The 13,341-nt window shown below is 73.3% G+C and carries 10 protein-coding genes; 4 read left to right on the forward strand and 6 right to left on the reverse strand.

Annotation, left to right across the window (positions count from 1 at the left end; translation table 11 throughout):
* Window positions 1–57: 57 nt before the first annotated feature.
* Window positions 58–678: an L-threonylcarbamoyladenylate synthase gene (locus Q6348_RS02150; RefSeq protein WP_304599686.1), complete on the forward strand. Its 621-nt coding sequence runs from the start codon at window positions 58–60 to the stop codon at window positions 676–678.
* Window positions 679–726: 48 nt separating this feature from the next.
* On the opposite strand, the gene Q6348_RS02155 is transcribed toward Q6348_RS02150, so the two are convergent.
* From Q6348_RS02155 to Q6348_RS02165, 3 genes are all read right to left on the reverse strand, one after another.
* Window positions 727–1,464 (reverse strand): tetratricopeptide repeat protein, encoded by a 738-nt coding sequence (locus Q6348_RS02155; RefSeq protein ID WP_304599687.1) that lies wholly within the window; start codon window positions 1,462–1,464, stop codon window positions 727–729.
* Between the two features lie 89 nt (window positions 1,465–1,553).
* Window positions 1,554–2,528, reverse strand: a complete 975-nt coding sequence (locus Q6348_RS02160) for a Gfo/Idh/MocA family protein (RefSeq protein WP_304599688.1) — start codon at window positions 2,526–2,528, stop codon at window positions 1,554–1,556.
* Window positions 2,529–2,714: 186 nt separating this feature from the next.
* On the reverse strand, window positions 2,715–3,644 hold the full coding sequence (locus Q6348_RS02165) for an NADP-dependent oxidoreductase (RefSeq protein ID WP_304599689.1): 930 nt from the start codon (window positions 3,642–3,644) through the stop codon (window positions 2,715–2,717).
* 111 nt (window positions 3,645–3,755) lie between these two features.
* On the opposite strand from Q6348_RS02165, the gene Q6348_RS02170 reads away from it, so the two are divergent.
* Both Q6348_RS02170 and Q6348_RS02175 read left to right on the forward strand, forming a co-directional pair.
* Complete coding sequence (locus tag Q6348_RS02170) at window positions 3,756–4,193, forward strand: nitroreductase family deazaflavin-dependent oxidoreductase (protein ID WP_304599690.1); 438 nt, start codon at window positions 3,756–3,758, stop codon at window positions 4,191–4,193.
* Between the two features lie 640 nt (window positions 4,194–4,833).
* A complete protein-coding gene (locus Q6348_RS02175; protein ID WP_304599691.1) occupies window positions 4,834–6,744 on the forward strand; it encodes a DUF4914 family protein in 1,911 nt (636 codons plus the stop codon).
* A 6-nt stretch (window positions 6,745–6,750) separates the two neighbouring features.
* Here the strand turns inward: Q6348_RS02175 and Q6348_RS02180 are convergent, their stop codons facing one another.
* Window positions 6,751–7,938, reverse strand: coding sequence for a hypothetical protein (locus tag Q6348_RS02180; protein WP_304599692.1), 1,188 nt, complete (start codon window positions 7,936–7,938; stop codon window positions 6,751–6,753).
* Window positions 7,939–8,240: 302 nt separating this feature from the next.
* Between Q6348_RS02180 and Q6348_RS02185 the strand changes: the two genes are divergently transcribed.
* Window positions 8,241–10,850: an RDD family protein gene (locus tag Q6348_RS02185; protein ID WP_304599693.1), complete on the forward strand. Its 2,610-nt coding sequence runs from the start codon at window positions 8,241–8,243 to the stop codon at window positions 10,848–10,850.
* Window positions 10,851–10,894: 44 nt separating this feature from the next.
* Here the strand turns inward: Q6348_RS02185 and Q6348_RS02190 are convergent, their stop codons facing one another.
* Both Q6348_RS02190 and Q6348_RS02195 read right to left on the reverse strand, forming a co-directional pair.
* On the reverse strand, window positions 10,895–11,902 hold the full coding sequence (locus tag Q6348_RS02190) for a polysaccharide pyruvyl transferase family protein (RefSeq protein ID WP_304599694.1): 1,008 nt from the start codon (window positions 11,900–11,902) through the stop codon (window positions 10,895–10,897).
* A complete protein-coding gene (locus Q6348_RS02195) occupies window positions 11,886–13,187 on the reverse strand; it encodes a glycosyltransferase family 2 protein (RefSeq protein ID WP_304599695.1) in 1,302 nt (433 codons plus the stop codon). The genes Q6348_RS02190 and Q6348_RS02195 overlap by 17 nt, the downstream gene beginning before the upstream one ends.
* Window positions 13,188–13,341: the final 154 nt, after the last annotated feature.

Here is a 13,341-nt window from a genome sequence, read left to right on the forward strand (position 1 = left end):
GACCGCGGGTGCGGGTCCGCACGCGGGCCCGCACCCGCCGGGCATACCCTCGTCGGCATGGCCCGGCTCGTCGAGATCCACCCGCTCGACCCCCAGCCGCGCGCGATCGCCCAGGTCGCCGCGATGCTGCGCGACGACGCCCTCCTGGTCTACCCGACCGACACCGGGTTCGCGTTCGGCGCCCACCTGGACAGCCACACGGCCGCGGACCGGATCCGGCAGATCAGACAGCTGTCGAGCCGCCACCACTTCACCCTGGCGTGCGCCGACTTCGCCCAGCTCGGCCAGCTCGTGTACCTCGACAACATCCAGTTCCGGGCGATCAAGGCAAGCACTCCGGGCCCCTACACGTTCATCCTGCCCGCGACCAAGGAGGTGCCGCGTCGCCTCGCGCACCCCAAGAAGAAGACGGTCGGGGTGCGCATCCCGTCGCACCCCGTGGCGCTCGCCCTGCTGCGGGAGCTGGGCGAGCCGCTGCTGTCCTCCACGCTCCTGCTGCCCGGCTCGGACGAACCGCCGACCGAGGCCTGGGCCGTGCAGGACGAGCTGGACCACCAGGTCGACGTGGTGATCGACGCCGGGCCGGTGAACCCGGAGCTGACCACGGTGGTCGACTGGTCCGGGCCCGAGCCCGACGTGCTCCGGGTGGGTGCGGGCGATCCGGAGCGGTTCCGCTGACGTCCCCCGGCCGCGGTCGTCGTCACCTCCCGTGGGCGCCCGAGCCGGTCAGTCGGTCCGGCCGATGAGCCCCTCGAGCGCGGCGATCTCCTCCGCCACGTAAGGGCTGTCGGGCATCTCGCCCGCCAGCACGCGCTGGATCTCGAGCGCCTCGGTCACGCGGCCGAGCTCGCGCAGGCACCGCGCCACCGCCCACCGGGTGAGACGCTCCTGCTCGGCCGTGCCGACCTCGACCGCGGCGTTGTGCGCGGCGGTGAAGTGCGCCAACGCCTGCGTGGTCCGCCCGACGCTCATCAGGTCCCACGCGCGGTTGTTCTGCAGTGCGACGGCCCACCGCCGCGTCTCCGGGTCGGCGGAGGCGGCCACGACGTCCAGCGCACGCCGGGTCCACAGCTCGCCACGGTCGCCGTCCACCACGGCGAGCATGTGCAGCGCGTCGACCTGGAGCACCTCGAGACCGGCGCGCGCGGCCGCGACGGCAGCCGCCTCGAACGTCGAAGCCGCCTCCGCGAGCCTGCCCTCGGTCCGGTACAGGCGGCCCCGTTCGAGCAGCACCCGGACGGCCACCGAGTGCGTGACCGGCTCGAGCGCGTCGAGCACGCGGTGCGCGTCCTCGAGGTGCCCCTGCAGGCCCATCGCGCGCGCGACCTGGGTCAGCAGCTCCGCCTGCCTGCCCGGCATCGTCGACGCACCGTCGGCCGCCGCGCGCAGCACGGCCTCGGACCCCTCGGGGTCCGCGAAGTCCCACAGCGCCCGCAGCTCCGCCGGGGGCAGCACGTCGGTCATGTCACGATCGTCGCCCCAGAACGCGCGCCGCGACAGCCCTCGTGCCTGCCGGACGACCGGAACGTGCGGCCCGCTGGGCGACGCGGCCCTCAGACCTCGTTCGCGAGCACCATGTCGATCATGGCCTGGTTGCCGCGGGCGTCCTCGAGCGACCACGGGTAGGGCGCGCCGGTGCGCACCGTTGCGACCATGTTCTGCACCTGCAGGACGTACTGACGCGCCGACGGGAAACGCTCCACGAGGGTGACGTCGCCGCGGACCAGGTGGACCTGCGCCTCCCCCACGACCCCGGCGTTGCAGGGCACGGTCACCCGGATCATGCCGTCCTCCCCTTGGAAGACCGCCTCCTGACGGTCCGGGAGCCGGGTCGACGTGGTGGAGGCGAACGTGAACTCACCGGTGGCGCCGGCCATCGTGCCCATCGCGTGCGCCCAGACCTCCACGCCGTTCTCGCGGCGGATCCGGGAGGTCAGCTCGACCGGCTCGGCCCGTGCGGCGAACCTGACCGAGCCGTAGGTGTAGACGCCGACGTCCGGGACCGAGCCCCCGCCGGTCTCGGCCCGGTTGCGGATGTTGTCGGCGTCCGCGCCCACGTCGAAGGTCTGCACGGTGTCCACGTGGCGCACGGCGCCGATCGCGCCCTCGTCCAGCAGCCGGCGGACGAGCTGCCACTGCGGGTGGTGCACGATCATGTAGGCCTCGGAGGCGAACAGGCCGGTCCGGTCGCGCGCCTCGATCAGTGCGTCGATCTGGTCCGCCCGCATCGCGATCGGCTTCTCGCACAGCACGTGCTTGCCGGCTTCGAGAGCCTTGAGCGTCCACTCCACGTGCAGGTGGTTGGGCAGCGGGATGTACACCGCCTCGATCGCCGGGTCCGCGAGCAGGGCGTCGTAGGACTCGTGCACCCGCAGGTCGGGCGCGAACGCCCGGAACGGTTCCGCCTTCGCCGGCGAGGACGTCGCCAACGCCGCGAGTCGGGCCCCCTCCGCCTCGTGGATCGCCCGTGCGGTGTGTGCGAGCGCGAAGCTCGAGGCTCCGAGCACTCCGAAGCTGACCGGTTCCATGCTCTCCTCCGCCGTCGTGGACGGCACCCATCCTAGGAGTGCCGGATCGGGGCGCGGCGAGGGGTTGCCCGGACCGGTCAGGGGTCCCGGCCCGGGCAACCCGGTCTCGGTGCCCGCCACCGGGAACGCGTGCCGGCTACCGAGGGAACGCGCGGGGCGTCCGGAAAGTGCCCGGCGCCCTGTCCGTCAGCCGGACGGCAGCAGGACGATCTTGCCGTGGGTGTGCTGCTCCTCGAGCACCGCGTAGGCGGTGCGCACGTCCTCGAGCGGGAGGGCGGCCGCGATCGGGACCTCGAGCTCGCCCGAGCCGATGAGATGGATGAGCTCGTCCAGGACGTGGGCCTGGGACGCCGACTCCTGCCCGCGGTTCTGCGCGCCGAGGCGCTGGGCGGCGACCATGTCGACCACCGTGTCCACGCGCCCGGGCTCGACACCGAGCTCCTCGATCGCCATCTGCACGTAGCCGTGGCCGTAGCAGTCCACCATCGCGTCCACGCGTCCGCCGGCGGCGCTGCTGACAGCCGCCGCGATGTCCCCACGGTGCTCGACGGGCGTGGCTCCCTGCTCGCGCAGCCAGGAGTGGTGGTGGTGCCCGGCGATCGCGACGACGCGCGCCCCGGCGCGGCGCGCCAGCTGCACCACGAGGCTGCCGACCCCACCGGCGGCGGCCGTGACCACCACCGTCTCCCGGCGGCGCAGCTGGACCGCGTGGACGGCCGCCCAGGCGGTCAGCCCGGCCAACGGGAGCCCCCCGGCCGCCTCCCAGCTCACGTTCGCGGGCTTGCGCACCAGGTGGTGCACGGGGACCGTCACGAGCTCGGCCTGCGCCGCGTGGTCGTGGGTGAACCCCACGACCTCGGCGCCGATCGCCATCCGGGTCACCCCCGGACCGACGTCCTCGATGACGCCGGCCAGGTCGCTGCCCTGGCCGGACGGGAAGCTCACCGGGAAGAGCCCGTCCAGCCAGCCCTCCCGGACCGGGACGTCGTCGGGGTTCACCCCGGCGGCCCGTACCCGGACCCGTGCCTGACCGGGCCCCGGCGCTGGAGGGTCCGGTACGTCGCGCACCTCGAGGACCTCGGCGCCGCCGTACCTGTCGAACTGGACCGCCCGCATCGCGGCTCCCCTCGTTCAGCGTCGGCGCCTCCCACCTCGATCTTCGCACGGGCGGCGGGCACCCGCCCCCCGCTGCGGAATCGGCCGGGCCCGCGCGCTGTTGTGGCGGACATGCCACTGCATGGGGAGTACGCACCGTCCACGTCCGACTGGGCCCGCGACCAGGCCGAACGCTACGAGGCCTCCGGCGGCACCGAGGCGAACACCCTCCAGGGCCGGCCGATCATCGTGCTGACCTCGCTGGGGGCGCGCAGCGGCAAGCTGCGCAAGACCGCCTTGATGCGCGTCGAGCACGGCGGCGAGTACGCCGTGGTGGCCTCGAAGGGCGGCGCACCCGAGCACCCGGTCTGGTACCACAACCTCGTGGCGCACCCGCTGGCCGAGCTCCAGGACGGGCCGACGAGACGCGACTACACGGTGCGCGAGCTGTCCGGCGACGAGCGCGAGACCTGGTGGCGGCGCGCGGTCGAGGTCTGGCCGCCGTACGAGGAGTACCAGGCGAAGACCGACCGCCGCATCCCCGTGCTGCTGCTCAGCCCCGTGAGCTGAGCCGCGGGGACGCCGCAGACGTCTCGCAATATGAGATGCCTGGTGTCCATCCGCCTCAGGACGCGGCGCTGAACGCGGTGTCGGCACAGTTGTCCCCGGCCTGCATCGTCCGTGGCCAACCCTTTGCCGAGCCGACCCGATCTGCGGCCGTACCGCACTCTTGAGCTCCTGGCCGCCGCCCTTCCGCGCGCCTCGCTCGTCAGCGTCCTTGACGTTTCTTTGGCGGCTTTCTTGCCTCATTTGTCACGGGCTTGGTGCGGCCTCGTGTGACGACGGTGTGAACACTGTGCGAGCAGGGCGGATGAGGACCTTCGACCCCCTGAGATGTGCGGGTGCACTGCCGAGGATTGGGGTGTCAGCACGTCCGTTCAAACCCCGAAGGTGAGTCCCGTGAACTCCCCCGCCGCCGTCGAAATCCTCGACCAGATCGATATCGAGCTCGAGCACCTCGACGACACGACCGACCCGTTCCTCTTCTGGGACTGATCGGTCCACGCCGGCCCCGTCCGGCGTGACCTGAACGTTCGCGCCAGCCCCTAAGGTCCTAACGACCCCCCTGGGGCCTGCTCCTACCGTCTCGGTACAGTGCCCGAGGTCTGCCCGCCTGGCGGGGAGGCCGCACACCGAGCGAGGAGCCCACGTGACGACGATCGCCCATCGCCCCGTCCTGCCCGACGTCACCCTGCCGCCGGCACTGCGGACCGCGCTGGACTCCTGCCTGGACATCACGATCCCGGCGACCCGTGAGGAGCTGTACTGGCTCTCGCTCGGCCCCGAGCGGGGGCCGAAGTACGACGTGTCGTACGACGTCAACGGCACCCGGGTCAAGGAGGTCGACGTCGTCCGCTGCACGAACGGCATCGCGGTCAACTACGTCGAGGACTACATGCGGCGCCGCGACCCGGACTGCATGCGGATCGCCGACGACCTGCCGAGCGACAAGCCGCGCTACCGCGACCGGCACGGCGCGGAGTTCGACCCGGTCAAGGCCGAGACCCTGCAGTGGTTGTCCGAGCAGTCGCTCATCCTGGTGCCCTTCAAGGCGGGCGGCCCGCGATTCGGCTCGCCGTCGCTGGCGGTCGTCCCCACCAACGCCGCGTTCTTCGCGCTGGCCCTGATGGACCTGCAGGGCTGGGTCACGTTCGACGAGATCGGTCCCTACACACCCCGCTCGATCCTGTACGTGGCCCCGCCGTTCCGGCACACCCGCTTCGACGGCAAGCAGATCGTGGTGCACGACCGCACCGACGAGCTGCACGAGATCTTCGCCTACAACCTCTACCCGGGCCCGAGCGCCAAGAAGGGCGTCTTCTCGGTGCTGCTGGACATCGGCGCGCACGAAGGTTGGCTCACGGCGCACGCGTCGTCCGTGCGGGTCACCACGCCGTACGAGAACGAGACCGTCGTCATGCACGAAGGAGCCTCGGGTGGCGGCAAGTCGGAGATGTGCCAGGACATCCGGCGCGAGGACGACGGTCGCATCCTGCTGGGCTACAACGTGGTCAGCCAGGAGCCGTACCACATCACCCTGGCGCAGTCCTCGCGGCTCGAACCGGTCACCGACGACATGACGCTGTGCCACCCGTCCGTGCAGGACGCCCCCGGCAAGCTGGTCGTCGCCGACGCGGAGGACGGCTGGTTCGTCCGGGTGGACAACCTGCGGGAGTACGGCGAGGACTACGACCTCGAGAAGGCGTTCATCCACCCCACCCAGCCCCTGGTGTTCTTCAACATCAAGGGCGTCCCCGACGCCACGGCTCTGCCCTGGGAGCACACCCTGGACTCCACCGGCAAGCCCTGCCCCAACCCGCGCGTGGTGATCTCCCGGCGGGAGTTCGGCGACGTGGTCGACGAGCCGCAGCCCGTGGACGTGCGCACGTTCGGTGTCCGGATGCCGCTGTGCACGCGCGAGCAGCCCAGCTACGGGATCATGGGCATGACCCATTTCGTGCCCCCGTCCATCGCGTGGCTGTGGCGGCTGATCGCACCGCGCGGGGACAAGAACCCCTCGATCGGCGCCACCGACTCCGAGCTCTCGGCGGTCCACCACGGCGGCATGATCTCCGAGGGCGTCGGCTCCTTCTGGCCGTTCTCCACGGGCACGAAGGTCGGCGGAGCGAACCTGCTGCTGCGTCAGCTCGTCGAGGCCGACCGAACCCGGTACGTGCTCACCCCGAACCAGCACATCGGGGCATACAAGGTCGGGTTCTCCGCCGAGTGGCTGACGCGCGAGTACCTCGCGCGACGCGCCGGCCGGATCCGGCACGACAAGCTGGTGCCTTCGCGCCTGCCGTTGCTCGGCTACACCCTGGCGGACATGCGCATCGACGGCCAGGAGATCCGCCCGACGTTCCTGCGCACCGAGCGGCAGTCCCGGGTCGGGGTGGAGGCCTACGACATCGGCGCGCGGATCCTCGCCGACTTCTTCAAGTCCGAGCTGCGCCAGTACCTCACCGACGAGCTCGACCCCCTGGGCCGGCAGATCATCGAGCTGTGCCTGCGGGACGCACCCGTCGAGGAGTACGAGGCCCTGACGCCGATGTACGCCTGACGCTCGTCAGGCCGCGAGAAGGTCGGCGAGCGCGTCGAGCACCGCCCGGGGGATGACGTCGCCCAGGAAGGCACGGTCGTACCCGAGCGTGACCTGCAGCGCCTGGCCGATCTCGACACCCATGACCCCGAGACCGTCGGGCCGGTACGGGCGGATCGCACTGAGCAGGGTGGGCAGGCCGTCCCACGGCAGCGCCGCCGCCCCACGCAGCGGCCCCACGACCGAGTAGTCCGGTCGGACCCGGACCGGCGCGCCCGGCGCCACCGGGCGGACGGGCCCGTGCGGGAACCGCGCCTGGACGCTGCCCGCGACCAGGTGGAGCAGCGGACGCGCACGCTCCAGCGACAACGACACGACCCCGTCGACCGCCTCCGGGTCCGACCAGTCGGCCCGCAGCCCGACGCCGGCCGAGAAGTTCCCCTGGACCGTGCGGCCGGCGGGCAGATACCGACGGCAGTCGACGACCACCGTGCGCACGTCGTCCACGGGGGCGATGCCGACCGTCCCGAGCGCGCGCTCGACGAGCGAGACCAGCAGCGAGGTGCGGCGCACCCCGAGCGACCGGGCCTGCGCCTTCAGGCGTCGCAGGGCGCTCGGCTCGAAGGTGGCGTGCACGATCCCCGGGGACGGGGTCCACACCTGGTCCTCGGCCCGCGGCAGGTCGACCGGGTGGCAGCGCGGCATCGGCCGCAGCGAGCGCAGCATCGTGCGGGCGACCGCCCAGGTCATCCCGGGCGACGTGGGCGTCACGAGGGCGTCGGGAAGCGGTCGCCCGTCCGCCGCCAGCAGCAACCCGGTGATCAGGGCGTTGGTGATCGACGCGTCCCCGATCACGTGGCGAGCGGTCAGCACGACGTGGTCGGGACCCACCAGGAGGCGGAAGGGCTGGCCGGCCGGCAGATCGGGTGCGCTCGCCGTCGCGGCGGCGACGCGCGCGTCGGTGCGCTCGCCCGGCGGCAGTGTGCCGGTGGGCTGCACCAGCTCGGCGGCGCGCGACGCCGGGTCGGGGTGCGCCTGCCGGACCGCGACGCCGCCGCGCACCCCGACCGCGGCCGGGCCGTCCGGGGCCGCCACGAGCAGGTCCGTCACGACCCGTCTCAGGTCCGCCAGCGACGGGGTCCGCAACAGACCGGCGCCGGCGGACGTCGTCGCGTCGGAGAACCCCCGGTCCGGCCACCTGGAGATCACGCTCATCGTCGGCGCTCCCGCACAGGGCGCAGCCGCACGCTCGCGTCCCGCTCCGCGCGGGCGTCCTGCCTACACATCCGGGCCTCCGGGCAGCTCTGGCGCGCTCGTGATCACGCACGACGGTACCGGCGTGGCGGTCCGGAGCCGCGGTCGGCCCTCGTCCCCGTCGGGCGGTCGGACGATCCGCACGACTCGCCGGGTAGCGCCCGAGCATGGCATGGTTTGTCCTGGTACGCGCACCTTGCGGGCCGTACCCGGGCACGCAGCGCCGCGACCTGTCGCCGCGTACCCGTCGATCGGAGGTCTGGATGGCGCCCCCACCTCTACCGCGCCACGCCTCGGGTAGCGAGATCCTCGACGATGCCGCACCGGTCCACGCTCCGCCGCGCGAGGACCGCCCCGTCGTCCACCCCGCAGCGACCGGCGTCACCGTCGTCGTGGCGATGTCCGCCGCAGCCCTCGTCGCGTTCGACGGCAGCGGCGCCGCGCGGGGGATCGCGGTCGGCGCCGCCAGCCTGCTGGCCCCGGGCCTCGCGCTCATGCCCCGGATCGCCGCTGGCTGGGGTCGGGCCGCACGCTTCTCGTGGACCGTGGCCATCAGCATCGTCACGATGGCGACCCTCGGGCTCGCGATGGCGTGGAGTCACCTGTGGTATCCGCGCACCGCGACCGTGGTCGTCCTCGTCGTCGCAGCGGCGGTCGCCACACTGCGGCACCTGCGGCCCGAGCGACCGGCCCCGGCGCACCCCGACCGCGCCCCCACCGCCCTGCGCGTCGCCGCCGCGGTGCTGGATGCCGCGCCCGTGGTGGCGGTGGCCTGGGTTGCGGCCACGCGGGGCGCCTTCTCCGGGGACGACGGGCGTGCGCGGGCTGTCCTGGCCATCGCCGTGGGCGCCATCGCCCTGTGGGGCCTGGCGGATGGCGCGGCCGGCGCGCGCGGCGCGACCGTCGGCATGCGCCTGCTGGGCCTGCGCGTCGTCGACTCGCACGCCGGTCCCCTCGGCGCACGGCGCCTGGCGACCCGGTGGGGCACGACGGCCGGGCAGGTCGTCAGCCTCGTCGGGCTGACCGTGGCCCGGGGGAGCTCCGCGGCCGGCTGGGCGGACCAGCAGTCGGGCAGCACGGTGGTGCGCGCCGCCCGGGTCCCGCTCACGGGACCGCACGTGCGCGGGTCGGTGACCCGCCACCTGCTGCCCGCCGCGATCCTGGTCGCAGCGGGTCTCACCTGGGCGGTTGCCACCGAGACCGCCGACGTCAGCACCCTCGGGCCCTGGGGGCTGAACCCCTCCCTCGGCGTGGCGTGGTACGCGTCCTTCGCGGTGGTCCTGGCCATGGTGGTCCTGGGCCTCCTGAGCCGGATCCCGGAGGGCTGGATCGCCGCGCACCTCGGCCTGCTGGTGCTGATGCTGTACGGCACGCCCGGCCTCGTCGAGCAGACCCCTCGCCTGCCGTGGGCCTTCAAGCACATCGCCGTCACGAGGTACATCGAGGCACACGGCGCGGTGAACGTGCACGGCGACATCTACCAGCGGTGGCCGGGCATGTTCGCGTGGACGGCGGTCCTCGGCGAGGCCACGGGCTACCCGAACCCCGTGCGCTGGGAGTACCTCGCCGAGATCGGGTTCGCGCTGTTCGACGTGGTGCTCGTGCTCGCCCTGGCACGCGCGCTCGCACCGCGCTCGCGGTGGGCGTGGGCCGCCGCGACGCTGTTCGCCGCCACGAACTGGGTCGGCCAGAACTACTTCGCCCCTCAGGGCCTCGCCTACGTCCTCTACCTGTTCGTCGCGCTGCTCGTGGTGCTGCAGCTCGCCGCGGAGCCCCGGGGCCCGGCCCGCTCGGTCGAGGTCCTCCTGCGAGGCCCGCGCAGACGCGGCTCGCCACCCGCCCAGTGGCCGTCGGCGGTGACCCGCCGACCGGTACCCGGGGCCGTCGTGGCCGCGGTGCTGGCCACGTTCGCGGTGATCGTCGCCTCGCACCAGCTCACGCCCTACGTCGCCCTGCTGGCCCTGGTCCCGTTGTTCCTGGTGGGGTACCTGCGGCCGTTCTGGGTCGCGGTCGGCATGGGCGTCCTCACGCTCGGCTACCTCGCCCCGAACCTCGGCTACATCAACGCCAAGTACGGGATCCTGTCGAGCCTCGACGTGGTCAACAACGCCACCTACTCGGCGGTCAACGTCGAGGCACTGTCCACGGCGGAGACCTGGCAACGGCGCGGGACGCTCGTGATCGCCGGCATGATCCTGCTGCTCGGCCTGATCGGGGTCGTGCGCAGGGTGGTGCAGCACGAGCCGAGGCAGGCCCTCGTGGTGGGCTGGCTCCTGGTGTCCCCCGCGCTCGTCATGGCCGGCCAGGCGTACGGGGGTGAGGTGCGCCTGCGGGTCTACCTGTTCGCGCTGCCGTGGGCTGCGATCGCCGCTGCCTGGCTCTTCACGCCGCGCGGGCGTCCCCGGCTCACCCGGATCGGCTATCCGGTGGCGGCCGGCGTGCTCGCGGTGCTGTTCCTGCTCACCTACTTCCAGCCGGCAGCCGTCAACCGCACGCCGGTCGCCGCGGTCGACGCCCTGGAGTGGATCGACCAGCACGCCCGTCCGGGCGACGTGGTGTTCACCTCAGGCTCCTCACCCGCGTCGATCGGCCCGCGCTACACGATCCCGGACTACAACTCGATCTCGCTCGCGAAGCAGTGGATCCGCGGCGACCTGACGGTCCAGGACATCGCGGCGCTGGCCAGGGCGACGAACCCCGACGCCCACCGGATCCTCCTCGTCACCACCGACGAGGCCCTGAACGACCCCACTCCCGGGCCGTTCGCGCCCGGCGAGTTCGACCGGCTCTACCACGCGATGCTCGCCACGCCCGGCGCCTCGATGCCGTTCGACGAGGGCGACGCGCACGTGGTGGTCGTCCCGCTCCCCTGACGGGGCCCGACGCGACGAACCGGTGGGACGTCAGGGAGCAGGGCTCAGGCCGCACCCGCCCGACCCACGGCCCATGCCTCGGCCTCCGCGCGGGTCGCCGCGGTCGCGATCGCCGGCTCGCCGGGCCACCACAGGTCGAGCACCGCGGCGAGCTTCCCGTAGGTGTTGTCCACCCGGCAGACCGTCCGGCCCGTCATCAGGCCGAGCACGGCCCCGTGCAGGCGGTCGGTGACCAGCACCGGCGCGTCCGCAAGCAGCGCGATGCCGCGGCGCAGCTCGCGCGCCGCCATCAGGTCGCAGGCCAGCACCGCAGCGCGGCGGACGCCCCGCGGGGCCCGGAGCAGCACGTGCAGGCGCATCGCAGCCATGAACGCCCGGCGTGCCGGCGCGAGGTCCTCGGGCCAGTCTGTGCGCGTCAGCCCGGCGGCGGCCGGGCCGAGCTCCTGCCCCGGCCGCGCCTCCTTGTCCGAGCGCCAGACGGCGACGGCGCCGGTGCCTCGGGGCCGCGGGAGGCGGCGCGGCTCCGTCGCGAACGCAGCGTCCGGAACCAGCTCGGCGCGCACCCCGGCGGCGGTCGCCCAGGACAGGCTCGGCTCGTCGCGCACGAAGAGGGTGAGGTCCGGGTGCCCGGTGAGCGTGCGGACGGTCTCCCGGTCCCCGTCCGGCGCCTCGAAGTGCACCGACTGGGGCAGCAGCAGCACGCGACGGTCGGGGAACCGCCGGATCATCTCGAGCCGCGTCGTGTGCGTCGCGGGCCACATGTCGCCGAAGTTCCCGCCCCCGTGGAACAGCACCGGCAGCCCGGCGAGCCGGTCGACCAGCTCGGGCCGCAGGTACTCGTTGGACGTGGCGTAGGCCACCCGGACGCCGAGGCGCCGCAGGCTGTCCCGGGTGCCGAGCCAGATCAGGCTGTCGCCGACGTTGTCGTGGTTCGGGTAGTCGAGGATCACGACGTCGCGGTCGTCGCCGAGCCAGGCCGCCAGCGCCCGGTCGAACCTGTCCCGCAACGCCGCCAGGCCCCGGGCGCGCTCCGTGTCACCCAGCTCCGGCACGCTCGGCCTCCTCGCGTGCCGCGCCGCGACCCGCCTCGCGACGGGCGCGCTCACCGGCACGGCTGCGCAGGAAGGCCCAGGGGCCGGCGGGCAGGCCCTTGAGCTCCCGCAACCAGAGCTCGCGCGGGAAGGACGGCTCGCCGCCGGACCCGCCCACACCACGCGCCCGCTGGATCGAGCCCACCACGAACGACCGCAGTGCGGGACCGAGGAGGAGCGCGAGGCCGATGAGGTGCCGGGGGTCTCGACAGACCAGCGCCGTGAGCGTTGCGGCATACCCCAGACCGTAGAACCGCATCTGGCTGGTGAGCTCGTGGTACTCGACGCGGTGCCGGTGTGCGATGACCGCCGCCGGCTCGTAGCCCACGACCCCTCCGGACCACAGCAGGCGCATGAGCATCGCCAGGTCCTCGCCGCCCTTGGCGGGCGTGCCCAGCCCGAGGCTCTCGTCGAACCCGCGCAGCCGCACGAGGGTCGAGCGCCGGAACGCCATGTTCGCGCCCGCTCCGAGCGCACCCGCGCCGTAGATCGCGATGCGCCTCTGCTCCCCGGTGTCATCCCGCACGGTGATGCGCGCGCGCCCCGGCAGTCGCCGCCCCGCGCGCGCGGTGAGCCGGCGATAGGAGCGCACGCCCGCGAACCCGCCGTAGTACCGCTCGAAGTACACCTGTGCAGGGGTCTCGAGCTCGAACGGGAGGATCAGACCCGTGACGGCATCCAGGTCCGGCTGGGCGACGAACCTCCTGCCGAGCCCCTTCAGCCAGCCCGGGTCCACGAAGACGTCGTCGTCCGTGAAGGCCACGACCTCGCCCGTCGCTGCGCGGATGCCGACGTTGCGCGCGGCGGACAGCCCTGGCGTCGCAGCCCGGACCGCCCGGACCCGCGGGTGCCGGGCGAGCAGCGCCGGCAACGGGTCGTCGTCGGGGAGCGTCGGCCGGTTGTCCACCAGCAGCAGCTCGGGGTCGGGGTAGTCGAGGGCGTCGATCTGGGACAGGCACCGGTCCAGGTCGTCCACGCGGGACACGATCGAGCACACCACCACGGTGGCGCGCGGCAGCTCCGCGTCCGCGACCTCGTCCAGGGGCGAGGTGCCGACGTCGGTCAGCGCCGCGAGATCGCCCGCGGCCGCGTCCCGGGTGGTCTCCACGATCGCTTGCGGCACGCCCCGACGACGCGCGACGACCCACAGCTCCTCGTGCAGGGAGGTACGCGCGAGCGTCTGCTCGAGGTCGTCGAGGTCCAGGTCGAGGTCCACGACGCTGTACGGACCCGCAGGACGTTTCATGCGGTCCACCCCGGCAATGTACCGGGCGTTCCGGAACATTTCGCCCGATACCTCCGACGTCCCGTCTGCCGGACAGCCCTCGCTGGAGGCACGGATGGCCGCCCCGTGTCGATTGTCCGGCCGACGCCTGGTTCCCTAGCCTGTGTCAGCCGGC

This window comes from Actinotalea lenta, from assembly GCF_030586465.1.
GTDB lineage: Bacteria > Actinomycetota > Actinomycetes > Actinomycetales > Cellulomonadaceae > Actinotalea > Actinotalea lenta.